24 protein-coding genes are annotated in these 25298 nt (G+C 37.3%); 4 read left to right on the top strand and 20 right to left on the bottom strand.

The genetic code is table 11. The features are described from left to right. Positions 1–2: 2 nt before the first annotated feature. Positions 3–635 (bottom strand): transcriptional regulator CcpN, encoded by a 633-nt coding sequence (gene ccpN, locus ABH968_RS02195; protein WP_370042133.1) that lies wholly within the window; start codon positions 633–635, stop codon positions 3–5. Positions 636–1096: 461 nt separating this feature from the next. On the opposite strand from ccpN, the gene ABH968_RS02190 reads away from it, so the two are divergent. Then, positions 1097–2482: a glycine--tRNA ligase gene (locus ABH968_RS02190; RefSeq protein WP_370042131.1), complete on the top strand. Its 1386-nt coding sequence runs from the start codon at positions 1097–1099 to the stop codon at positions 2480–2482. Between the two features lie 50 nt (positions 2483–2532). Here the strand turns inward: ABH968_RS02190 and ABH968_RS02185 are convergent, their stop codons facing one another. Further along, positions 2533–4278 (bottom strand): HD-GYP domain-containing protein, encoded by a 1746-nt coding sequence (locus ABH968_RS02185; protein WP_370042130.1) that lies wholly within the window; start codon positions 4276–4278, stop codon positions 2533–2535. Positions 4279–5622: 1344 nt separating this feature from the next. Here ABH968_RS02185 and ABH968_RS02180 point away from each other — a divergent pair. Further along, positions 5623–7041, top strand: coding sequence for an S-layer homology domain-containing protein (locus tag ABH968_RS02180; RefSeq protein WP_370042129.1), 1419 nt, complete (start codon positions 5623–5625; stop codon positions 7039–7041). A 27-nt stretch (positions 7042–7068) separates the two neighbouring features. On the opposite strand, the gene recO is transcribed toward ABH968_RS02180, so the two are convergent. The 13 genes from recO to rpsU all read right to left on the bottom strand — a co-directional run bounded on the left by recO (position 7069) and on the right by rpsU (position 18700). Then, positions 7069–7863, bottom strand: a complete 795-nt coding sequence (gene recO / locus ABH968_RS02175; RefSeq protein ID WP_370042128.1) for a DNA repair protein RecO — start codon at positions 7861–7863, stop codon at positions 7069–7071. A 418-nt stretch (positions 7864–8281) separates the two neighbouring features. Continuing rightward, positions 8282–9199, bottom strand: a complete 918-nt coding sequence (gene era, locus ABH968_RS02170) for a GTPase Era (RefSeq protein WP_370042126.1) — start codon at positions 9197–9199, stop codon at positions 8282–8284. Then, positions 9186–9599, bottom strand: a complete 414-nt coding sequence (locus tag ABH968_RS02165; RefSeq protein WP_142509859.1) for a cytidine deaminase — start codon at positions 9597–9599, stop codon at positions 9186–9188. Before ABH968_RS02165 ends, era begins: the two co-directional genes overlap by 14 nt. A 102-nt stretch (positions 9600–9701) precedes the next feature. Then, complete coding sequence (locus ABH968_RS02160) at positions 9702–10052, bottom strand: diacylglycerol kinase family protein (RefSeq protein WP_370042123.1); 351 nt, start codon at positions 10050–10052, stop codon at positions 9702–9704. Continuing rightward, positions 10053–10526, bottom strand: coding sequence for an rRNA maturation RNase YbeY (gene ybeY / locus ABH968_RS02155; protein ID WP_370042121.1), 474 nt, complete (start codon positions 10524–10526; stop codon positions 10053–10055). Positions 10527–10534: 8 nt separating this feature from the next. Next, positions 10535–12655, bottom strand: coding sequence for an HD family phosphohydrolase (locus ABH968_RS02150; RefSeq protein ID WP_370042119.1), 2121 nt, complete (start codon positions 12653–12655; stop codon positions 10535–10537). Between the two features lie 303 nt (positions 12656–12958). Next, positions 12959–13915: a PhoH family protein gene (locus tag ABH968_RS02145; protein WP_053484657.1), complete on the bottom strand. Its 957-nt coding sequence runs from the start codon at positions 13913–13915 to the stop codon at positions 12959–12961. A gap of 2 nt (positions 13916–13917) precedes the next feature. Then, entirely contained in the window at positions 13918–15036 is a 1119-nt protein-coding gene (locus ABH968_RS02140; RefSeq protein ID WP_370042117.1) for a sporulation protein YqfD, read from the bottom strand. Further along, complete coding sequence (locus ABH968_RS02135; RefSeq protein ID WP_370042115.1) at positions 15026–15286, bottom strand: hypothetical protein; 261 nt, start codon at positions 15284–15286, stop codon at positions 15026–15028. Before ABH968_RS02135 ends, ABH968_RS02140 begins: the two co-directional genes overlap by 11 nt. Before the next feature lie 55 nt (positions 15287–15341). Next, positions 15342–15830, bottom strand: a complete 489-nt coding sequence (locus ABH968_RS02130) for a hypothetical protein (protein ID WP_370042113.1) — start codon at positions 15828–15830, stop codon at positions 15342–15344. Positions 15831–15856: 26 nt separating this feature from the next. Continuing rightward, the gene (floA, locus tag ABH968_RS02125) at positions 15857–16861 is read right to left on the bottom strand and encodes a flotillin-like protein FloA (protein WP_370042111.1); all 1005 of its coding nucleotides are present in this window, start codon (positions 16859–16861) and stop codon (positions 15857–15859) included. 3 nt (positions 16862–16864) lie between these two features. Further along, the gene (locus ABH968_RS02120) at positions 16865–18193 is read right to left on the bottom strand and encodes an NfeD family protein (protein WP_370042109.1); all 1329 of its coding nucleotides are present in this window, start codon (positions 18191–18193) and stop codon (positions 16865–16867) included. A 333-nt stretch (positions 18194–18526) separates the two neighbouring features. Continuing rightward, positions 18527–18700, bottom strand: a complete 174-nt coding sequence (gene rpsU, locus ABH968_RS02115; RefSeq protein ID WP_004227078.1) for a 30S ribosomal protein S21 — start codon at positions 18698–18700, stop codon at positions 18527–18529. A gap of 221 nt (positions 18701–18921) precedes the next feature. Here rpsU and ABH968_RS02110 point away from each other — a divergent pair, with 221 nt between their 5' ends. Beyond that, positions 18922–20259, top strand: coding sequence for a TrkH family potassium uptake protein (locus tag ABH968_RS02110; protein WP_370042107.1), 1338 nt, complete (start codon positions 18922–18924; stop codon positions 20257–20259). A 456-nt stretch (positions 20260–20715) separates the two neighbouring features. Continuing rightward, positions 20716–21372 carry a potassium channel family protein gene (locus tag ABH968_RS02105; protein WP_370042105.1) on the top strand — a complete coding sequence of 219 codons (657 nt, stop codon included), beginning with the start codon at positions 20716–20718 and terminating at the stop codon, positions 21370–21372. A gap of 524 nt (positions 21373–21896) precedes the next feature. Here ABH968_RS02105 and ABH968_RS02100 read toward each other — a convergent pair. The 5 genes from ABH968_RS02100 to deoC form a co-directional block, all read right to left on the bottom strand. After that, positions 21897–22466, bottom strand: a complete 570-nt coding sequence (locus ABH968_RS02100; RefSeq protein ID WP_370042103.1) for a manganese catalase family protein — start codon at positions 22464–22466, stop codon at positions 21897–21899. 120 nt (positions 22467–22586) lie between these two features. Next, the gene (locus ABH968_RS02095) at positions 22587–22850 is read right to left on the bottom strand and encodes a spore coat protein CotJB (protein ID WP_134018446.1); all 264 of its coding nucleotides are present in this window, start codon (positions 22848–22850) and stop codon (positions 22587–22589) included. Further along, complete coding sequence (locus tag ABH968_RS02090; protein ID WP_370042101.1) at positions 22843–23070, bottom strand: spore coat associated protein CotJA; 228 nt, start codon at positions 23068–23070, stop codon at positions 22843–22845. Before ABH968_RS02090 ends, ABH968_RS02095 begins: the two co-directional genes overlap by 8 nt. Positions 23071–23345: 275 nt before the next feature. Beyond that, entirely contained in the window at positions 23346–23831 is a 486-nt protein-coding gene (locus tag ABH968_RS02085; protein ID WP_370042099.1) for a DedA family protein, read from the bottom strand. Positions 23832–24557: 726 nt separating this feature from the next. Next, positions 24558–25229 (bottom strand): deoxyribose-phosphate aldolase, encoded by a 672-nt coding sequence (gene deoC / locus ABH968_RS02080; RefSeq protein ID WP_370042098.1) that lies wholly within the window; start codon positions 25227–25229, stop codon positions 24558–24560. Positions 25230–25298 lie beyond the last annotated feature (69 nt).

Raw genomic sequence — 25298 nt, 5'->3', positions numbered from 1 at the left:
ATTTAGACATTCTGTGCTAGTGATAAGAAAGCTCGTGTAATCGTCGTTTTTGTAAGACGACCAACGATTTTTAATCCACCTTCTTGTGGCTCTACTACTGGTAGCGAATCAACTTCTCGTTCAATTAGTTTATTCGCAGCGACAACTAAAGAATCTGATCTCTCACAGTACGAAATATTTGGCATACGTGTCATAATTATATGTACAGGAATTTTGTTTAAATCCTGCGTACCAATACTTGTACGTAGTAAATCCTTACGAGAAAGTACCCCTGTCAAAAATTCATTCTTATCTACGACAAAGAGTGTTCCAACATCCTCTGAAAACATGAAGCAAATCGCATCATAAACAGTCATTGTTTCCGGTACAACAACTGGTCCTGAATGAAAATCTTTCACCTTTAAATTGTTAATACTATCCATCAATGTAACGGATGCTTTTTTACCTGAATAGAAATAGCCAACACGAGGTCTAGCATCTAAAAAGCCCGCCATTGTGAGGATTGCTAAATCTGGTCTTAAAGTTGCCCTTGTCAGATTAAGACGTTCTGCAATATGTTCGCCTGTAATTGGGCCGTTTTCTTTCACAATTTGTAAAATCTCTTCCTGACGTTTATTGAGTTCGATTGGACTCACCGCCTCAAATCTAATAGTGTTATACTTATGCTCAATTATTATATACTATTTTAATAATTATTGCGAAGAAAAGAACTACATGCTACAATATTGACACATACGCTTGCTCTAGATGTATTTTCGAGCGATTTGCGTTATACAGGCGATGATGGGAAAAAAGTATCTGTTCCAATATTAAAGCGAGTAGAAGATGGTGAAAGTCTACATAACAACAGAGAAAAGGCACTCCTTGAGCTAACTTTTTGAAAAGAGGTTTTAAACAACACGTTTAAAACAATCAGGGTGGAACCGCGGGTTATAGCACTCGTCCCTGGGCATTCATTGTGCCCGGAGACGGGTGCTATTTTTAATTTAGTCCTTACTAAATTAAAAAATATCTCTAGTGAATTTTATCATTTGTATAAATTCGCTAAAACAAAATCAATGTTCACTCTGTGAAAACTATGAAGGAGGCTATTTTTATGGCTAACAAATCAATGGAAACAATTGTATCATTAGCGAAGCATCGCGGCTTTGTCTTCCCTGGATCTGAAATCTATGGAGGCTTAGCAAACACTTGGGATTACGGTCCACTAGGTGTTGAATTAAAAAACAATGTTAAAAAAGCATGGTGGCAAAAATTTGTCCAAGAATCAGAGCATAATGTTGGGATAGATGCTGCAATTTTAATGAACCCAAAAGCTTGGGTTGCTTCTGGTCACGTTGGTAACTTTAATGACCCAATGATTGATTGTAAGGCATGTAAAGCGCGCCATCGTGCTGATAAAATCATCGAGGACGCTGCGCTAGCAAAAGGCGATGAAATCATTGTCGATGGTATGACATTTGATCAAATGAAAGAAACGATGATTAAGTATGACGTAGTGTGCCCAGATTGTGGTAAATCTGATTTTACAGATATTCGTCAATTTAATTTAATGTTTAAAACATTCCAAGGTGTAACAGAATCTTCTACTAATGAAATTTATTTACGCCCAGAAACAGCACAAGGTATTTTCGTAAACTTTAAAAACGTACAACGTTCTATGCGTAAACGTACACCATTCGGTATTGCACAAATCGGTAAATCATTCCGTAACGAAATTACTCCAGGTAACTTCACTTTCCGTACACGTGAATTTGAACAAATGGAACTGGAATTTTTCTGTAAGCCAGGCGAGGACCTTGAATGGCATGCATACTGGAAAGAATTTTGTAAAAATTGGTTATTAAATTTAGGCATGAAAGAAGAGTCTATGCGTCTTCGTGATCATGAAGACGACGAATTGTCTCACTACTCAAATGCTACAACTGATATCGAATTTAAATTCCCATTCGGTTGGGGCGAGCTATGGGGCGTAGCGGATCGCACAGATTTCGATTTAAAACAACATATGGAGCATTCTGGTGAAGATTTCACTTACATCGATCCAGTATCAAACGAACGTTATGTTCCATATTGTATCGAGCCTTCTTTAGGTGCAGACCGTGTAACATTAGCATTCCTTTGCGATGCTTATGACGAGGAAGAGCTTGAAGGCGATGATAAGCGTACAGTTTTACGCTTCCACCCTGCTCTAGCGCCATTTAAAGCTGCGGTCCTACCACTTTCTAAAAAGCTTTCGGATGAGGCTACTGATGTTTGGGCAGAGCTTCGCAAAGCATTCCCAGTTGACTTTGACGAGTCACAATCAATCGGTAAACGTTACCGTCGTCAAGATGAAATTGGTACACCATTCTGTATCACATACGATTTTGACTCAAAAGAGGATGGTCAAGTAACAGTGCGTCATCGCGATTCAATGTCTCAAGTTCGTATGCCAATTACAGATGTTAAAGCATACATCGAAAAACATCTTCAATTCTAAAATTCATCAGTATGTAAAGAGGGAGTCGCTTAAAATGCGACTCCCTCTTGTTATGTCTTTAATAATGAAAACAAGCGCTCTTGCATCTTCTCCTCAAATGAAAACCTTTTCATATTCATGCCTACTAAGCTAATAAGTAATTCCTCTATATCTACAAGCGAATAGAAAAGGAACGTTCCTTCTCGCATTGGGCGAACTCTCTTATCGACGGTTAATTCATCCTCAATAAAGTAAGCTATATTTACATTACAATGTTCCATTAATTGAGTAATGCGCTGGTCATCATCTGGATTAATAAAAAACGGCACAATTTTGTCAATATACAAAATACTTTGCACAAGTTTTATGAAGAAATTTTCACGAAGTGACGTTTCCACAACTAATATAGTCGTTTGTTCATGTTGATAATCCATATACAATACATTTAATTGCTCTTCTAATAATTTCTTTAGAATATTAATAGAGTTCCTATATTTTGTCATATCCGTTTGAATTTCTCTCGTTAATAAACGTAGAATTCGAAAGGCAGGTAAAAATATTTTTAAAACAATTTCTTTAGGATGTAAATGATCTATTAATTTATTAAAGTAGACTCTTAAGCTGTTTTCATCACAGCGAATTAATTGTTCTATAAATAAGTTAAAAATTTCTTCAAAGCTGTTAGCACGATAATCAATCATTTTCGAAATTTTCACACTATAATTCAAAGGTAAAATCATAGACTTTTGTTCATCCAACAGCTTAACTTTAGGTAACGTTGGGAATAAATCATAGACCAGTTCTACTTGCGCACTTCGATTATCAGATAATTGAACGACTGAGTTGACAGGATAAATCCCTAAGCACTCTACAAATTTGTGCATAAATTTCTCGTTATATAAATGTCGATCACGATATAAAACAGCTAATGCATCTGTTGCAGCATATCCCGAATGATATACTCGCTTTGATGTCATTGCTGAATAAACATCAATAATTTGCAGTAATTGAACTCCTTCACACATTTCATCCTCACAAAGCTGATTCGGATAACCTTGACCAGCAAAGCGCTCATGATGATCACGTGCAAAATAGGCAATATCGTCTTCCCCATTTTCTATGAGCAATTCATAACCTTTAGTCGTGTGAGTTTTGACAATGTCAAACTCATCTTCCGATAATTTCCGTTTCAAATTTAAAATTTCTTGTGGAATAAATACCTTCCCAATATCGTGGAACAAATAGCCTCTTGCTAGCGTTTCAATATCCGTTAAACCTAAATAACGTGCAAAAATTGTACCTAAAACGAAAACATCAAATGAATGAACAAAAGAATACTCATCCCATTCTTTTAATCGCATGAGTAATTCATAGCGATGTTTTTTTTCTAAAATTTTTTCAAAAACACCTCGTACATAAGCAGTATCTTGGATGCTTTTTAAAATTTGACCATAGCGTAATTCATGCACAACATTCTCTAATGTAGTCATAAAAAGGTTACTTACTGTATCTTTATATTCATCTACCTCATCATTTTTATCCATTAGTGGTGCAAATACATCCTCGAAATCCCTTGTACGCTGAACACTTAGATCATGCACAATTCGGACTGAATCAGTTGGTAAATAAACAGATAATTCGTCTACTTTTCTAAGTTTAAGTAAGGCAATAATTCGTTCCGTTAAAACTAGATCTTTTTTAGCTAGTAAACGATAATCAGAAAAAATATCTTCAGCTAAAATATCATTTGCTTCAACTTCATCAATACTTAACGTCACTTTTCTTAGCATATTTTCTGCCACATACGCAATGTTCAAGCATTATGTGACTCCCTCCTTCTTCGATAAGACTGCGTTGTTCATCAATTATGCCTCGGCATAATTGCGTCCCGAATCGGCTTTAACTTCTTTCACATATGTAACTGACGTTTCACTTACGTTACAAAAACATTTGTAGCTGACGCTTTGCTTTCGCTACAGAAAATAATTGCTAAAAGAAGTTAAAACGCTTTTGCTGATAGAGGCTTGTTTTACATTTTATATGCATGTCAGGTTTATATAAATTGGCCTAGTTTCAATGGGTACGAAACGTATAAGTAATACAAGAATAGTATCAATTATGCCTCGGCATAATTGCGTCCGGACTCGGCTTTGTGCTTAGGCCTGCAGATGTTTTTTGTGCGAAAGCGCAGTGCTAACGTAGCGACAGCAAAAGGTTTTGTCTGTGCGAAAGCGTAGCGTCAGCAACAACACGATGCAGGTCAGTTAGCCATTATCGCATGAATGTGATGATTTTAGGCTAACATCCTTTATTAAATCCTTTCCGATTCCGTGACATCCGCCGGAGGCTTAAACTTCTTTCAGCGGAGTCCCGCTGAAAGAAGTTTAATATCATCATCTATATCATTTACAATATCATAGATTAAAATGCCTTTTCAACTAGTTTATGGTACTTGAATGAACAGTTACTACTATGTTTATGTTAAAAACTATTCCAGAATTAGTGATTTATATCTAATGCATTCCTTTAACAACAGCTATTAATTTGAAATTAAAAAGATATAAGGTCCTATAAAAAGAACTTAAAAGCGTATATTTATAATTTATTGTTAAATTTATCTCATAAACAATATTTCTGTAAATTATAAAAGATTAATCAATTTGTCCTAATACTATTAGCAAAAATTCAATACTAATATACAAGCATTACCATTTCAGAAAAATAACTACTCATTTTTACATTGGGAAAACAATAGCAATTGATCATTTTTATGTATTTTACCCAACTTTTGTCTCACCGCCAAAAGTTGGAGATGACATTTGTTAATACGTATTTTATTGATTGCTATATTGGGTCAGAGATAAGCCCCCTGTCCCTAAACAGATTATCGTTCGACCACGAAAGCACCCTAGTTGGAACGTAAATAATATCTACTCCATGTTGATGAACAAGCCATTTTTCCATGTTAATTTTTAGCAGTATAAAATTCCCTCTATTCTCAGCTTGATCGTTTTGATATAAATAAAGTATTATAGTTAATCTTAAATGTTAAATAACAATAATTTAACAATTCATAGAGGTTCCAACCTATTACATTCAGCCCAATGGTAATAGGTTGGTCCTAGCTATAAAATTTTTTTATGTACTTTGGAGGAATTTATTTGAAGACCAATCGTTTTTATCACATCGCAATGGCATCAGCACTAGCAACAAGTGCGATTGTAATTGCCCCACAAGCAAATGCTGCATCGGTGTTCCCCGACATAAATGCGTCAACTGAGGAAGGCCAAGCTGTTATTAACTTAGCCCAACGTGGCATTATATCAGGCTACCCAGATGGCACATTTAAACCCGCGAATTCAATTACTCGTACACAAGCCGCGAAAATATTAGCTGGTATTTTAAAGCTAGATACGGTCCATGTAAAAAATCCTAATTTTAAGGATATAAAACCTGGCGATGCAAATTATGGTGCGATTGCTGCTTTAGCAAATGCAGGTATTATTAGCGGATCCAATGGCTATTTCTACCCAACTAAAAATATTACACGTGGACAAATGTCAAAAATGATTGTGAAAGGCTTTAAATTACCAATTACAAACGGCATTTACATTCCTTTCGATGATGTCAATGAAGGCAGTGAATACGAACCATATATAAAAACGCTATTTGCCAATAGCATCACAAAAGGTACAACCCCTACTACCTTTGGACCACAAAACAATGTAAAACGCTCCCAGTTAGCACTTTTTGTTGTTCGTGCTGAAAAAGCTCAAGGCAACACTACAGTTTTGGCTAGTCAATTTAAGCAAGACTATATCTTTGCTTCTTATGGCGGCATTAACCCTTCAGAGGATATCTTTACATGGGGTGAAGATGAAGAAGATTATATGACAGAGTCCATTACAATTAAACCGCTAAAAGAAGGTACAGGGAAATTAGTTATTACGGGCTTTAAGGAAGATTCCGAAGAATTTATGGATTTCTTTTACTTAGTACATGTGAAAAACGTAAATGGAAAGCTACAAACAACACTTGAAAAAGTGAAAGAAGAGGATTATGTAGAAGACTTACCGCTCAACTTAATGGAAAGCGATTTAAAATTTGTCCCTAAAGAAGTAAGTATTCAAACTGCGGATGGTCAAGCCCTATCTCCTAATTTATATAGTTTTAAATCAACGAATAATTCAGCTACACTTTCTATCTTTAAAAATGGGCAATATATTCTGACTTTCACTAATGGTACTCAACAACAAACGATGGCTGCTGATGTTGATACGTATGATTTCGTGCGTAGTATTGATTTGTATCAAGTTACAGATGAGTTAACGTTTTCGAGTAGTGATCTATCGTTCGAGCCAACACAAGTTGCCTTGGAAAAATTTAATTCTGAACCAGCAGCTGTGAGAGCTTCAATAAAAGAAAAGAAAGTAAATGTTACACCATTAACAGAAGGTCCCGCAATTTTACATATTACAGGTAAAAATGGTGAAACTGCTTACCTGTATATTGAATTTCTAAAAATCGCTAATAAATGGGTTGCTCGTTACGATTTTATGGATGATCCCGAAGAATATTAAATAAGTAAAAATGCCAGAAGATCAATGTCAATGATCTTCTGGCGTTTTTTCTTGATCAGCACTTGTTCTTAACTGAAATTCAGGCGTTCTCTCAAGCTGTTCGATAAATTTTTTAGTCTTAAAACGAATTCCTGTTTGTTCCTCATAAATTGTAGTAATTATTTTTTTTATAAAATATTTTGTTTCCTTTTTCAATTCTAATTTCCCAATCTGGTCAATCGGAACTGTATAGAACATTCGGATAAGCTTAAGCTGGGTCGGTGTTAATCGAATGATATAAGGATCATGCTGATAACAACGATGACACAAAAAACCTCCCTGAACAAAAGAAAACGCAAATTCACCATCTACTGCACCACAAGCAGCACAAGCATGTAATATAGGTTGCACGCCTGTATAGGGTAGCATTTTCCATTCTACGAACAATGTAATGGCCTCCGGGTCATAACCTTCCTCAATTGCTTGTAATGCTTGAAGGAGCACATCAAATGCAAGTGGCTCAGGTTTCCCCTCTTCTACTACACGCTCGACAAGTTCCATTACATAACTTGCATAGGCCGTTGCCATTATATCCTCGCGAATATGACGCATAGAATTGAGGTGCTCACCTTGTTGCAATGTCCCTATACCAGTATGATGCTGTACCATAAACATGCCATACGTAAATGGCTGTGTAACAGATGCTAATCTACTGGAAGGCTTCTTCGCTCCTCGAGCCATCGTGGCAACCTTTCCTGCTTCTCTCGTTAGTAATGTTACAATTTTATTTGATTCTCCGTAGGCACGTACCTTTAGGACAATTCCTTCCCATTTATGAAGCATCGGTCCCCCTCCTTTCTACAAGCTTCGCAATCAATTATGGCTCGGCATAATTGCGTGACATCCGCCGGAGGCTTTGGGCCAGCATGATGTTGGTCACTCAGTCGTGTGTTGTTGCTGTCGCTTCGCTTTCGCACAGATAAAACCGTGTTGCTGTCGCTTCGCTTTCGCACAGATAAATTGCCACAGGACGTGGCGATCTTAGACTGAGTTCCTCTATTTCAGCGGGTGTCCAAACACCTGTAGCTGACGCTTTGCTTTCGCTACAAAAAACACCTGTACCTGTCCGCTACGCTTTCGGTACAAAAAACATCTGCTGAAAGAAGTGAAAATAGAGCTCTCCAATAAATTATTGGACAGCTCCATTTAAAACTACAGCGACAAATAGGATGTTGTAAAGTTGCTTCGTCAGTATATCCTATTAATATTCATCATCACGGAAACCGAAGTCACGTAAATGTGTTGATTTATTTCGCCAATCCTTTTGTACCTTTACCCAAAGCTCTAAATACACTTTTGAACCAAGAAGCATTTCAATATCTTTTCTTGCACGTATCCCTACTTCTTTCAATAGCGCTCCACGTTTACCAATGACAATCCCTTTTTGAGAATCTCTTTCCACGATAATCGTTGCTGCTACACGAATTTTACCTTCATTTTCTTCATCACGGCGAATTTTATCAATAACAACAGCAATGGAATGAGGTATTTCTTCACGTGTTAAATGTAACACTTTTTCACGAATTAACTCTGAAATAATAAAACGCTCAGGATGATCTGTTACTTGATCAGCTGGATAATATTGTGGACCCTCTGGTAAATATTTCGTTAATGTTGTTAATAAATTTTCTACATTATTCCCTTGCAATGCTGAAATCGGAACTATTTCCGCAAAGTCATAACGCTCTTTGTAGCTTTCAATAATTCCTATTAATTCATCAGGATGAATTTGATCGATTTTATTAATCACTAGGAAGACAGGCGTTGGATTACCTGCCAGCATTTCAAGGATGAATTCGTCACCCTTTCCAAGTTTCTGCTCTGCATTTACCATGAACATAATAACATCCACTTCACGCAATGTATTTTTAGAAACCTTAAGCATAAAATCCCCTAGCTTATGTTTCGGCTTGTGGATTCCTGGTGTATCAATAAAAATCATTTGGCTATCATTTGTTGTTAGTACACCTTGTACTTTATTTCGTGTTGTTTGTGGTTTATCACTCATAATCGCAATTTTTTGACCAATGACACGGTTTAAAAATGTTGATTTCCCTACATTTGGTCGCCCGATTATGGAGATAAAACCTGACTTATAGCCATTGTTATTTTCCAGCATTCTCTAAATCCTCCGTTGTAAATGCAAACGGTAGTAATTCGCCTACAGACGTTACCGTGACATCACCTTTTAAGTTTGTTAAATATACAGGCATAGATGGTTTGCAAAATTCCATCATCACTTGACGACAAGCTCCGCATGGCGCACATGGTCCATCCGTATCAGCTACAATAGCGATCGCCTCAAAATCATAAATACCTTCTGACACGGCTTTGAAAAAGGCTGTACGTTCAGCACAATTGGTCATACTATAGCCAGCATTTTCAATATTGCAGCCATGAATAACCTCTCCATTTTTCGTTAAAATCGCTGCGCCAACTTTAAATTTTGAATAAGGTACATAAGCCTTTTCACGCGCTTTTTTTGATTCCTCTAGTAATGCATGCATATCAATTGTCATCAATGTTCTCCTCTACATCATCAATTTCGCCTCGGATAATTGCCGATGTTGCTTTCTCCAGCACAACTGCTATTATTTCATGACCGAATAATTTTAATTATATCAAAACCATTTCGGTATAAATATGAGTAATCCGATTATAGCACTGAATATCGCAAATACAAGTACTGCGCCTGCTGCAAGATCTTTAGCCTGCTTAGCAAGTGGATGGATGTTAGGTGAAGCTAAATCCACTACTCGTTCAATTGCAGTATTAATCATTTCAAGTACTAACATTAGTGCTATTAATAGCAACACAATATACCATTCTATATGTGATAAATCCGTAAAATAGCCAGCAATCAATACTATTCCTGTACTTAGCAAATGGGACTTGAAATTTTGCTCAGTACAGGCTGTAATGATACCTTTAAAGGCATACCCAAAAGAGCGTACGAATTTGCGAACATTCATTTATTCTCGTCCTAAGCCGAAAGATTGTAAAATCTCATCCTGCTTACCGAACATCACCTTTTCATCTTCTGGCTCCATATGATCATAGCCAAGTAGATGTAAGAAACCGTGAACCGCTAAAAAGCCTAATTCTCGCTCAAATGTATGCCCATATTCCTCTGCTTGTTCTTTTGTACGATCCGTTGAAATAATAATATCTCCTAAGACACGAGGCATCCCTTCAAATGTTACTTCCATTTCTCCCTCACCTAATTCCTCTAGGGCAAACGAGATAACATCTGTCGGTTGATCCTTGTCACGATATTCTCGGTTTATTTCTTGAATCGCTTCATTTGTAACAAACGTCACTGACACTTCTGTTTCCGGTTCAATATTCTCTTGTTTCGCAGCATGCTGTAAAAGCTTTTCAACAAGCTCCATATGCTCAGCAGCCACTTCATTTGTTTCATCTGTAAAATCAATTGTTAAAATCATAGATCCTCCTACTTATCTGCCTTTGGATATTCAATTCGTGAGTGGAAAATTCCATTCAACGTTTCACAAAGTACTCGCTCTATACATTTTAACTCTTTTATTGAAATATCGCATTCATCAAATTGATTGTCTTGTACTCGATCATCAATAATTGCTCGTACCAACTTTTGAATTTTCTCTGCATTCGGTTCCTTCATCGATCGAACCGCTGCCTCAACGCTATCAGCAACGCTAATAACTGCCGCTTCCTTCGTTTGTGGCTTCGGACCTGGATATCTGTACTTTGTATCATCTAAACATTTTCCTTCTTCCTTCGCTTTAAAGTAGAAGAATTTTAATAGACTGGATCCGTGATGCTGTAAGGCAATATCGATAATTTCCTGTGGCATCTTATAACGTTTTAGCATTTCAGCCCCGTCAGTTGTATGCGCGATTATAATTTCCGCGCTTTTTTCTGGGGACAATGAATCATGTGGGTTAATACCAGACATTTGATTCTCGATGAAAAAGGCAGGACGCTTCGTTTTGCCAATATCATGATAATAGCATCCTACACGAGCCAGTAATCCATCCGCTCCAATTTCCTCACATGCTGCCTCTGCTAAGTTCGCCACCATTACACTATGATGATATGTTCCCGGAGCCTCCATTAGTAATTTTTTCAGCAACGGATGGTTTGGGTTCGATAATTCAATTAAACGCAACGACGACAATAAACTAAAGGCTGATTCAAAAAATGGTAAAAGACCCATTGTAAGAGCCCCTGATAATAGAGCCGATATCATTGCTGCGGTAAAGTAAAACACTAACTCTGACATGCCATAGGAAGATTGTGTCATCAGTAAATAAAATGCGATAAACGACATATTTACTAGCCCTATGACACCTACAGCATGTAGAATATGTGAACGCTTTTCTACACTCCCCAAAAAGAATAAGCTCGCAAAGCCTCCAAAAATTATATACAGAGTAATTTCCATCTGCATAACAGATGAATAACCCTCTTGAAAAATAACACCCGCAGATGCCGCTGTCATAACCGTAATAAGAACCGCAGCACGATCATCCGCTAATAACCGTACAAGCATTGTTGCCAAAGCTGTTGGGAAAAGGAAAGCAACCGTAACATCGAAGCCACCTGAGACTAGGCTTATAAATTTCATCAGCAGGATGGATAAACTATAAACAATTACTGTAACCAACAAGGCATTACGTTTCTTGTGCTCATCTGTATCCCAACGTTCAAATAAAACAAACATGAACGTCATTTCTAGAAGGATTAAAATAATCAGCCCTGCAATCGGTTTCATCGATGCCTTATTACTCACCATACCTAGAAGCTCTAATTGACGAAACGCCTCATTATCAATAATTTGACCTTCCTGTACGATGATTTGACCTTGAAGAATTCGAGTTGGTTCAACCGATTCCTTCGCTTGTTCCTTTCGAATTTTCGTTTGTTCTTCGTTTATCGTCTCATTTTCGATAATACTCGTACGTCCAATTAAAACTACCGTATTAAATATTTTATCTGGATAGCCTCGTTGTCCACGAATTTTTGTCTCAAAATCATTTTGACCCGCAAATACATTTTCTGATCGAATGGATTTTTGCAAATATTCCTGCACAGATTTTGATAGTTGCGTACTCGTTCTTTTTAAATCTGCTTCACTTTGTACTAACAAACCCTCTAGCTGTGAATCAGTAAAAATAATTGGCATTTGATCTGAATCTATTGATTCAAACTTTTTGCGGAGCTGCGCCACTTGGTCAGCAATCGGAACAGGTTCTTTGCTACTCTCAACATCCGCCTTTACGTCAAGAACATAATCAAATAAAGAGGTTACAATCGCAGCTCGCTGTTTAGCAACATCCGCAGAAAATTGATAGACTGGTTCAACCGCATTTCTTGCTTTTTCTCGTTCCTGTTGTGTTTTATAAGTATCTTCTATCGTTTTAGTAGATCGTACTGTTTCAGGCGCTAGTTGTAATGGTTTAAAATCATATGTAACACCTTTAACATTGCCATACATAAAAGCAAATTGTAGGGCTCCTGTTAAGATGAGAACGACAATTAAAAAGTAGCGGAAGCCAATCAGTTCTGTAAATTTTTTTAATTGATTCTCCATCTGGCACCTCCTCTATCTATCTACTATCATACCAATTCAAAAAACATTTTTCCCGAAAAATGTATAAGAAAGCAAAAAAACAGCTATACAATTTGTATAGCTGTCACAAATTTTTCCATTTTCCAACCATTTTCATGTTTGTTAAATTTTATATCAGGCACATTACTCTCGGTGCAGACTTTTCAAACCTTGTTGCACCTGCCGCTTCGCTTTCGGTGCAGACTTCTAAAAACCGTTGCACCTGCCGCTACGTTTCACTACGCTTTCGGTGCAGACTTTAATATGACCGCTTATGCGGTCATATTAAAGTTGCTGTTCTTCGTAGGCTTTGATGATTTTTGCTACGATTGGGTGGCGTACTACATCGCCTTGTTCTAAAATTTGGAAATGTATTGATTTTACATACTTTAGTGTACGTTCTGCTACAATTAACCCAGATTCCGTATTTTTCGGTAGGTCAATTTGTGTTTTGTCGCCTGTAATGACCATTTTTGAGCCAAAGCCTAGTCGCGTTAAAAACATCTTCATTTGTTGATGTGACGTATTTTGAGCTTCATCTAAAATGACAAAGGCATCGTCTAATGTACGGCCACGCATATATGCTAAAGGTGCAATTTCGATTGTGCCTCGTTCAATAAGTCTTTGAGTTTGTTCTGACCCGTATATATCGTTTAAAGCGTCATAAAGAGGGCGTAAATATGGATCTACCTTTTCCTTCAAATCCCCCGGAAGAAAGCCTAGAGACTCGCCTGCCTCTACTGCAGGGCGTGTTAAAATAATACGCTTAACGTGCCCGTTTTTTAGCGCCTGTGTTGCCATGACTACCGCTAAATACGTTTTCCCAGTACCAGCTGGTCCGATACCAAAAACAACGTCTTTATGACGGATTGCTTGTATGTATTCTCGTTGACCAATTGTTTTTGCACGAATAGGCTTTCCTTTCGTCGTGCGAGCTATTTCTTCATCATAAAGTTCTGCAAAATATTCAATAGTTCCTTTTTGTGTCATTTCAATAGCTGTTGCAACATCACGCTGATCAATATTAATTCCTTTACGAATGACCTTTAAAAGAGCATGTAAAAGGAATGTCGCTTGTTCCTTTGCATCCTCTTCACCAGCAAGCTGAATTTGTTCACCACGTGTAATGATGTGGACGTGTAGAGCCTCTTCGATTAATTTCATATTTGCATCGGAAATTCCGAGTAGCATAACCGCTTCGTTTGGATTATCCACTTGTAATACAGTTAAATGTTCTGACATAATCATTCTCCTTGTGGGCCTTGTATTGGACTGGCTATGTTTTCATTGACTAAAAATAGAACTTTCCCTTCAACTGTACCATTCCCCCACTTTACCTGTAAAAGGTTTTCTTTTTTTATAACCGTTTTCGCAGGTAATGAACGTAGTACCTTTTCATGAAGCAATGGTATAAGCAATGAATCTATTTTAGATTCATCAAGCTCTACTTGCATTTTTTTAGTGTACTGCTCCTCAACAATTGAAACATATGGATCGAGCCAATTAGGTAAATCTCTCTTTTGCACATAGTCAACTTTTTCTTTTTCTTGATGAATACCTTTCACTAATACACGCCACTGCTTCTGTTGTAGCGTTTCCATCGTTAACTTTCTTGGAATTTTAAATGAACATTCGAGCCAATAATCAGCGTATACCTCTCCCTTTGCCCCAACAAAGACTTGATCTTCACCACTTTCAATTACGCCACTTACGAGAACATCACCTTCATAAGCAGTATCGTTGACTGAAATTTTCCGTTCACCATTTTGAATATTAAAGTGAGTAATAACACCACTTTTTGTTGCCACTAAATGTGTCGCTAATTTTTCATTCGTTTGTTTTGTTTGTTTCGGGGACTCCTGAGGTCGTAAAATTACACGTCCACCATGCTTTTCAATATGCACCCATGAAAGATCTCGATGCCCTTCTAGTAGCTTCTGACGAATGACAGCATCTGAGGGTAAGTCTTTTTGAGAAATGGGTGTTTCTAATTGAAATGTATCTTCAAAGGTCTTTCCCAGACGTTCCTCTAACTCTGGTGTTGCCGCTTCAATATCAATACGCCAAATAATCTGTGCACATAGCAATGGAATTAATATCATCAACGCTAGACCAAGCAAAGTCCAAAGCTGTGTTCGAAAAACTTGAAGTTCATCAGCATAATAAACAGCCATTTTAAGTCGGTAACGTCTTCGTACACTGCGGATTTTCGGTAGATAGTGCATAGTCGTTTCAAAGGCAACCTCTTGCTCACGAAAGACAACACGCTTTAATGGCACATGTTGTGCATGCAATGCTTGAATAAAAGGATGAACATTTTCATGGCGCTTTATACGTATGATAATTGGCCGATTATTCCACATTATCGCTCACACCCATATCCTTTGTCATTTTCATATGAAGCTCCTGTAAATCCTCTACAGAAAGATGAAGCATTTCTTCTTTAAGAGCATTAATTTCCACTGATTTTCCACGCACAGTAATATGGTAATCTGCATAGATAAAAGAGCATGATGAAGCATCAGCATGTAGAAAACGATATGGCCCAATGATTTTTATTGTTTCATATTGTAATAATTCAAGTAGTGGCGTTAATTGAAATAGTTTTCTCATAAAAAAATGCCTCCTTCTTCGGCAATATATGCATCGAAAAAGGAGGACATGCTAGTTATTTTCTTTTTGCTTTTGGAGGACCTAAAACTTCTGCCATTACAACAGCCTGCATTAATGATTTTTTTGATCTTGGTAATTTAAAAGCCGATTGTGATTCAGCTACTCCCACAACTTTTTTCCCGGCTGCCAAACGACCGATACTTTCTCTATTCGTAGTACGACTCATTTTCTCAGTTGGGATTAACGGTGGTGCTACATAGCTTTGTACTCCTTTATTTACTGTTTCTTCGACATTTTTTTTCGGCTCTTCAACTTTAGGCTGTTCATTTTTCCATTCACCTATAAATTCACGCGCAAAATCCTCAAAGCTCTGAGGTTTAGAAGTAGGACGTTGCGCTGGAGTCATCTCTGCTTTATTTATAACAGGAGGCTCAACATGTGAATCCTTATTGAAAGGTGGCATTGGTTTTTGTTCTTTCTTTTTTGATTTACCGAAAATAGAGCTGACTATGGCAATTATCGCTAATATAATTAATTGTTCCATTTATTAGTACCGCTCCTTTCAGTTTTTTATTCATTAGGTTCATTTGTTTCTGATTTATCTGAGCTTACTTTAGAAATGGAGTCTCGCATAGCTGTATCTGCTTGAATGTTACGGTAGTTCATGTAATCCATAATACCAAGATTACCCGAACGTAGCGCTTCTGCCATTGCCTGTGGTACTTCTGCTTCTGCTTCTACTACTTTTGCCTTCATCTCTTGTACGCGTGCAATCATTTCTTGCTCGTTCGCTACAGCCATTGCTCGACGCTCTTCAGCCTTCGCTTGGGCAATGTTTTTATCTGCCTGCGCTTGTTCAATTTGTAATTCTGCACCGATGTTTTTGCCGATATCAACGTCTGCAATATCGATCGATAAGATTTCAAATGCTGTTCCAGAATCTAAGCCCTTTGCTAATACAGTTTGAGAAATCATATCTGGATGTTCAAGAACTTCCGTATGACTACCAGCACTACCAATAGTAGAAACGATCCCCTCACCTACACGGGCAATAACTGTTTCTTCACCCGCACCACCGACTAAACGCTCGATGTTTGCACGCACAGTAATACGTGCCTTCGCTTTTACTTCAATCCCGTTCATGGCAACACCTGCAATAAATGGTGTTTCAATGACTTTCGGGTTAACAGACATTTGTACTGCTTCTAATACATCACGACCTGCTAGATCAATGGCTGCACAGCGTTCAAATGATAATTCAATATTCGCACGATGGGCTGCGATTAATGCATTGACAACTCGGTCAACATTACCACCTGCTAAATAGTGACTTTCAAGTTGATTAATCGTCACAGGTAACCCTGCTTTATGTGCTTTAATTAATGGGTTCACAATTCGTGATGGAATTACACGACGTAAACGCATACCGATTAATGTGAAAATACTAACTCGTACCCCCGCAGCAAGTGCAGAAATCCACAGCGCCACTGGTACAAAGGTAAAGAATACCGCGAGAACAATAAATAATAAGACAAGCCCTACAATTGGACCTATTAAAGCTAAATCAAATCCCATTTGCTATTCCTCCAAATCTTTTTCTGTTTGTCTCACGACAATACGTGAGCCCTCTACTTTAATAACTTCTACATGTTTCCCAGCATCAACATAGCCACCTTCCGATACTACATCAATGCGTTCACTACCAAATAGCATTGTACCTGCCGGACGAAGTGGTGTAATTGCTGTACCCACTTTTCCAAGCAGCTCTGTGCGATTCACGTTAGATACATAGCCCTCTTCCGTCGTTGTCGCATCCATCAAGACTAGCTTGTTTAAAACATGCAATTTTTTACCGAAAAATTTCATAAGGATCACCATTCCTATTATCGCTACAACAAGCGCAATGAAAATCGCTATAATCATTTGCATCATGTTTGCACCTGCCAGTATTAGACTTAGTAATATTAGCACACCGCCGAAAATACCAACAATACCTCCGGGGACAAAAAATTCCGCTACAACAAGCGCTAAACCTACAATAAATAAAAGTAATGCTTCATAACCTGCCAAGCCCGCCACCATATGACCGAAGAAAAATAATCCAAGTGCTGACAATCCCATTATACCTGGTACACCAAAACCTGGCGAATATAGCTCAACTACAAGTCCCAAGCTTGCAATCGACAATAAAATTGGAACGATAATCGGATTCGTAATAAAACGAGCAAGTTTTTCAGCAAAAGTAGGTTCAACTGGAACGATATCACTGCCTTTTAATTGAGTTTCTTTTAAGAGATCTTGGAAATTCGAAACCGTCCCTTTAGAATAACCAACCTTTTTTGCCTCCGAGGCAGATAAAGTTAATAAATTTCCTTTTCCTGCTCGAAATTCTGGTAAATCAACAGATGCATCAGCCATTGCTCGTGCATATATTGGATCGCGCTTTTTCGATTCTGCAGCTGCCTCCATTTGAGCAAGCCATGCACTATGAGCCTTTAAGTCTGCTGCATTTCCTGCTGAGTCAATAACTGCAGCCGCCCCGATCGTTCCATTTGGCACCATATAGATTTCATCCGCATGTAAGGCTAAAAAGGCACCTGCAGAATGCGCGTCTTTGTTAATATACGCAATCGTACGGATATCCGTTGCATCCATAAGCATAGCAATATCACCTGCCGCATTCACGAAACCACCAGGCGTATGAATGTCTAAAATAATCGCCTCTGCATAGTTTTCTTCCGCCTCTTTAAAAGCTCGTTCTAAAAATGCGTGAAGTCCTCGTTCTACTTCATTATGAATAGGTATGTGGTAGACCTTACTACTTGCAAAAGCCGACGTTAATGGAAACGCTAACAAAAATGTCATCCAAATAACTAATAAATAGCTGAGGACTCTTCGTCTCCGCACCTTTTTCCCTCCCTTCTAACATGCTTCTCTCCTGTATATACGACTGACTATGCGAAAAGTTTCATAAATCCTAATAATTTTATTATACAGTGAATTTTTAATATGTAGTGCTTTAATAATCGTCTATAGTTTATACAATCAGTATATAACATAAAAGCCGAATGAATCTCAAGGATCACATTCGGCTTTTCCAATATGTACGTAAATTTGAGAGCTTAAAGTAAAATACCTGAAATTAATCGACATGCGATTAATTCCAGGTATATCTTTGTCTGCTCAGTGAATCATACAATTGCGTGTTATGAACGTAGGGATTTTTAATGGGAAATTAAATTACCACTTACGTTTACGTGCAGCTTCTGATTTCTTTTTACGTTTTACGCTAGGTTTTTCGTAGAACTCGCGCTTTCTAACTTCTTGAATTGTACCACTTTTTGATACAGTACGTTTGAAGCGGCGAAGAGCATCTTCAAGCGATTCGTTTTTGCGAACGACAGTTTTTGACATCTCTCTTTCCCTCCCTCCGAACACACGTCAATACACAAATAGGCAAATAACCAACTGCTGTGTACTAAAGAATTATAACGTATTGTCTAAAAATGGTCAATAGAAAGTGTACGAATTAATCTGATGAATTTTTGGTTTTATTACCTTAAGAATTTCCAACTTACTTTTGGACAACAATAAACAAACATAGTTTTTAACTTTAGGTTTATGAGGAGAATAAAATGAAAACATTTAATAATAAATTAAATCCTCCAAAAATACTTGTATTGGGCTTTGCTGTCATCATTTTAGTCGGAGCATTTTTGTTAACACTTCCTATTGCAACCGCCGATGGTATAAGCCTTTCATTTTTAGATGCTTTATTTACTGCTACCTCTGCTACCTGTGTAACTGGACTGGTTGTTGTAGATACTGGTACTACATTTTCGATATTTGGAGAATTAGTTATTCTTTTTCTTATTCAAATTGGTGGATTGGGTTTTATGACATTCGCGACGTTATTATTTTTGCTATTAGGAAAAAAGATTTCTTTAAAAGAAAGGCTTTTGTTAAAGGAGGCATTTAATAACGTTACAATTGCTGGTCTAGTTAAATTAGTTAAAAGGATTTTGTTATTTACAGCACTAATTGAATTAATAGGTGGCTTAATTTTATCTATTCGATTTTCGTTCGATATGCCTGTAGGTAAAGCCTTTTATTTCGGCTTTTTCCATGCCATATCGAATTTTAATAATGCCGGATTTGATTTAATGGGTGACTTTAAGAGCTTAACAGTGTACGTGGACGATCCTTTCGTAGTATTAACTATTTGTGCACTTATTACGATTGGGGGCTTAGGGTTTATTGTTATCAATGAACTATATGAATACCGCGGAACGAAACGACTTTCAGTGCATACAAAAATTGTATTAACTACAACGTTTATTTTAACAGTTGGCTCGACTCTTTTAATTTTCTTCTTTGAATACGGAAATAGTAAAACTATTGCATCGTTATCTGAATCGGGTAAAATTCTTGGTCCATTATACCAAGCTGTTACATCTAGAACTGCTGGTTCTAATACCCTTCCTATTGGTGATTTAACACATTCAACACTATTTTTAATAATTTGGCTAATGTTCATCGGAGCGGGTTCTGGATCAACTGCTGGAGGTATTAAAATAACGACTTTCGCAATTTTAATTGCTACGATGTGGTCTCAACTAAAAGGGAAAGAAGATGTTGTGCTTTTTAGACGTAGAATTGTACATGAAACGATTTTAAAAGCTTTAACTGTCACAATGTGTGGAATGATGATTGTCGTACTTGTTACCATTGTCTTAAGTATTATTGAACAACGTCATAGTTTTATGATGTATTTGTTTGAGGCTACCTCTGCATTCAGCACCACTGGACTTTCAATGGGGCTAACTCCCGAGCTATCAAGTGGTGGTCGTCTTCTAATCATATTAACAATGTTTGCAGGAAGATTGGGCCCCTTAACAATTGCTTTTGCCATCACAAAACGTCGGAAAACAGAAGCTTTCCGTCATCCAAAAGGAAATATTATGATTGGTTGAGACTCCCACCCCTAAAGGGACAAGTTGACTAATGTCAGTGGGATTCCTGAGTAACTAAGCGTTCGCAGTCCATTTCTGTTTTGAACAGCTCTAAAGGTTGGGGTATCCCATTACCCCTCCCTATCCAGTGCATATAGCAGATAGGGCTACGCTACTGTTACCATAGCGTATAGTTGGTTTCGTTCGATGTGTTTTAGCGTCTTTTTCTTGACGACACATATTGTTTTACCGATAGCATGAATTAGGCTATCGAACCTTATACAATATCCAATTTTCAATGAACGAGCGTGTTTTAAAGACTTTTACTTGTCTATACATGGAGTATAACACCCTTTCAGACAATTGAGATAGCGAAAGCAGCTCTTGTCTGACCTCACTTTCATCCCCGGGCTACACCCTGCATGGGCTTTCTCGTTCGGAAAATCTGTAACCATGATAAAGGAGCAAAGAGTACAAATGACTATCAAACAATATGCTGTCATCGGTCTAGGTAGGTTTGGAGTAAGCGTAGCCCGCAAATTGTATGAAGCTGGGCATGAAGTTTTAGGAATTGATATAAATGAGGAAAGAGTCGAAGATGCCGAACCTTATGTTACACACGCTGTAGTTGCTGATACGACAGAAGAAAAAGCACTTAACTCCATAGGGATAAGAAATTTCGATAGTGTCATTGTCGCTATAGGTATAGATATGCAATCAAGTATTTTAACTGTCTCATTATTAAAGGAGCTAGGTATCAAAAAAATAATTGCAAAGGCTCTTGGAAAAAGACATGGACAAGTTTTAGACAAAGTTGGTGCCGATTGGATTATTTACCCTGAGCGCGATATGGGGGAGCGAGTAGCCAATCAGCTACTTTCACCTAATATGCTAAATTATATTGAATTGTCAAAAGATTACAGTATAGAAGAAATTATGATTCCTTCTAAAATGGCTGGCCAAAATTTACGGGATTTAGACATTCGAGCGAAATATAATGTCAGTGTTATTGCCATAGTTCGAGATGGTAATATAACCATCTTACCCTCTCCAGATCAGATTATTGAAGAAAGAGATATATTAGTTATGATTGGCCATAGAAAAGATCTTACTGTATTTTCAAATGTTGAATAGAAAAAAGATTAAAATCAATTATGCCTCGGCATAATTGCGTCCGGAATCGGCTTTGTGCTTAGGCCTGCACGAGGGCCGACACGATGTCGATCATTTCGGTAATGCCACAGGACGTGGCGTTTTTACCGATGCAGGTCAGTTAGCCTAAAATCCTTTATTGAACTCCTTTCCGATTTCCGTGACATCCGCCGGAGGCATTACCTTCTTTCAGCGGATGTCTTTTGTACCGAAAGCGTAGCGACAGGTACAGATGTTTGTACACCCGCTGAAAGAAGGTAAAATAGGCTGCGTCAAAGGTATTTTCCCTTGAAACAGCCTGCTACTTTTTATCAATTATGCCTGGGCATAATTGCGTCTGGAATCGGCTTTGGGCTTGCCCAAAGTACTCAGTCGTGTGTCGTTGTTGTTGCTGACGCTTCGCTTTCGCACAGATAAAACCCTGTTGCTGACGCTTCGCTTTCGCACAGATAAAACCTAATTGCTGACGCTTTGCTTTCGCTACAGAAAATAATTGCTGAAAGAAGTTAAAAGATTTTCTGACTATCCCTATCGTCTTTTAAAATCTCTACAGCCTCTCTGAAACGTAGAGAATGGACGATTTCTCGTTCGCGTAAAAATTTCAAGCTATCATTCAAATCAGTGTCATCTGATAAATCAATAATCCACTGATACGTCGCTCGTGCTTTTTCTTCGGCTGCAATATCCTCATACAAATCAGCAATCGGATCCCCTTTAGCCTGAATATAAGTTGCCGTAAACGGTGATCCAGCTGCATTCTGATAAAATAATGCCCTGTCATGATTGGCATAATGTTCTCCAAGACCTGCCTCTTTAAGCATCTCTGGAGTGGCATCCTTCGTAAGTTTATAAACCATCGTGGCAATCATTTCTAAGTGAGAAAATTCCTCTGTAGCTATATCTGTTAACAAACCAACCACTTTATCAGGAATAGTATAGCGCTGATTCATATATCGAAGTGCTGCTGCTAATTCTCCATCTGCACCACCATACTGCTCAATTAAATACTTAGCTAGCATTGGGTTACACGTACTCACCCTTACTGGATACTGGAGCTTCTTTTCGTAATACCACAAAAAAATTCCTCCTAGTTACTCAAAATCAATTATGCCGAGACATAATTGCTTCCAGAACGCTACATAAACATTTGTAGCTGTCGCTTCGCTTTCGCTACCAAAAACATTTGCTGAAAGAAGTTAGACTTGCCATGGCCAAGGTGTATCTACCCAATTAAAAGGATAATTTGAATAACTTCTCCCAAAATTCATAAGCGGACCAAATTTTTGCTCAAATTCAACCTTAAGTCGCATACTTATTTCAGTGTTCTCATTAAATTGCTGAATAGCATCATAATCGTGAGGATGAGTATCTAAATAAAGATTTAATTCCACTATTACAAAATCAATGGCTTGTATTTCTTCAAGGAGCTTATAAAATTCGGGTGGCATCTCTTTACTCATTCTTTACCCCTCCTTCTTGAGGATTTGGATAGGGGCTAAATAATTGAGGCCATAATGTGCCAGATCTGAGAGCTTCTCTAGGGGATTGATATTGTGGTAGCCCAGGCGGTTGAAAACCAATATATAATTGAGGCGGTGTAGAAAAACTTTTAACCCTTATAGGTGGACATGGATCGTATGGGCTAATAAAAGGCTTCCAATATTTATATTGCGTAAACATTGTATCCTCCCTTCTGTAATCAATTACATCAGTGGAGTATATGAGGTAGATTAAATTATTATTCAGACTAGTGTTATGATCCGGGAAGTCACTAACCAGTTGGAAGCTGTTAATATCTTGTTCAAACTAAAAGCAAACGATCGCACGTCGTATGTAATAACTACCTTAACAAGTTCAATGCGAAAACAAAATACAGCTCGCATTTTGAAAAACGCGAGCTGTATTTTGTACCTATTATGCATTTTAGTTCTTAAAGAAAAATTTATCCGAAATATTTATATAGTTACACCTACAAAATATCCTATAGAAATAAAAATAATTACCCACGTCAAAGCTCCAAAACAAGCGAAAGCAAGATAAGTCCTAAACTTCATCTGGGTTATTCCAGACATGTAACTTGTTACATGTCTAATACCTGGAACATAATATCCTATAATTATTGTCCATGGTCCAAATCGATGAAACCATCGTTCAACTTTAGTAAACCGTTTATCATTGAGACCAATCCATTTTCCATATTTTAATATTATGGGTTTCCCTAATTTATTTCCAATTAAATAGCTAATGATCATACCAGTAGTTGAGCCAAGAAAGCTTAAAAGTACACTCAATAGAAAACTTAAATGCCCCTCTTGGCACATAAATCCCACAAACGTCATCAAGATCTCATCGGGAACGGGTAAGCCAATTATCCCTAAAGATAATAGTAAAAATATAGCAAGATATCCATATTGACTTATAAAACTGCTTATGAATTCCACGGATAGTTTCTCCTTTTTTAGTACAATTCGTTACCTTTATCATCAAACATCATATATTTCTCCATTTTTTGCTAAAGAATTAAAACCCTTGAATGATTATTAATAACGGAGAGGCAATTAAGATTTAATAATAGTAATAACGGATGATTATCGACCCATTAATTCTACGCATTCAATCTTTCTATGTTATCGATGTTACTAGGTTATGTAAGAATTTGGTTCGTATCTATACAATGTTCTTATAAAGAAAAAATTAATCAGTCCAATAATCAATTTAGCACTTTTTAAATAGTATAGATATTATATTTATAAAACCATAAAAATTATAAAATTCCTCCCTATCATTTTTGCAATTACTCTCCATAATACATCAACTACTATGAGTTAAAAAGAGGGGGATTTATGGATGAAACAATTACAATAAATCAATTGGTTATAATTTTTGATATAAATCATCACTAATTAAGGGAATATATCAACTTGCTCAAATTTTAACTTCTTTCAGCGGATGTCACGGAAATCGGATAGGAATTCTTTGTGCATGCAAAAGGACCGATTCCAGATGCAATTATGCCGAGGCATAATTGATTGTTGAGGGATTTCAATTGTGGGGATTAAAGAAGTTACTACACACGTATTGTACAATAAAAAATTGTAAACATGTACATGGGGCTAGTCCATATTGAACAGCCCCGTAATATTTACTATAAGTATTTTTTATTACTATTAATAATTAGAATCTGCAATTAATCCGTTCATAATAGCTACACCAGAGCTTGCTCCGATACGAGTTGCCCCAGACTCAATCATCTTTTTCATATCCTCTAGGCTTCGTACACCACCAGAAGCTTTTACACCTAAATCTGGACCTACTGTTTTACGCATTAAAGCAATATCTTCTGCTGTTGCGCCTCCAGTAGAAAAACCCGTTGATGTTTTCACATAGTCAGTACCTGCTGCCACAGCTAGTTCACATGCTTTTACTTTTTCTTCCTCAGTTAGAAGGCAAGATTCAATAATTACTTTTACAAGTGCGCCATCTTTTGCCGCTTCAACAACTGCAGCAATATCTGCTTGCACAAGGTCATAGTTTTTATCCTTTAATGCACCGATATTGATAACCATGTCTACCTCTTTTGCACCGTTAGCAATCGCATCTTTCGCTTCGAACGCTTTAACAGCTGACGTGTTAGCACCTAAAGGGAAGCCAATTACAGTACAAACTAAAACATCTGAGCCTTGTAAAAGCTCGCTGCCATATTTCACCCAAGTTGGATTTACACAAACAGAAGCAAAGTTAAATTGTTTTGCCTCTGCACACAATTTTTCGATTTGCTCTTTTGTAGCTTCAGCTTTTAATAATGTGTGATCAATCATACGTGCGAAATTTTGTTCCATTTTTATTAGACTCTCCTTCTATCAACAAGTTGTACGTACCTCTCTGGCATCATAACATTTTTTCACGTT

Origin of the sequence: Lysinibacillus sp. RC79, from assembly GCF_041262405.1 — a bacterium.
Lineage (GTDB): Bacteria > Bacillota > Bacilli > Bacillales_A > Planococcaceae > Lysinibacillus.
This window is presented reverse-complemented; position numbering and strand designations above follow the sequence as displayed.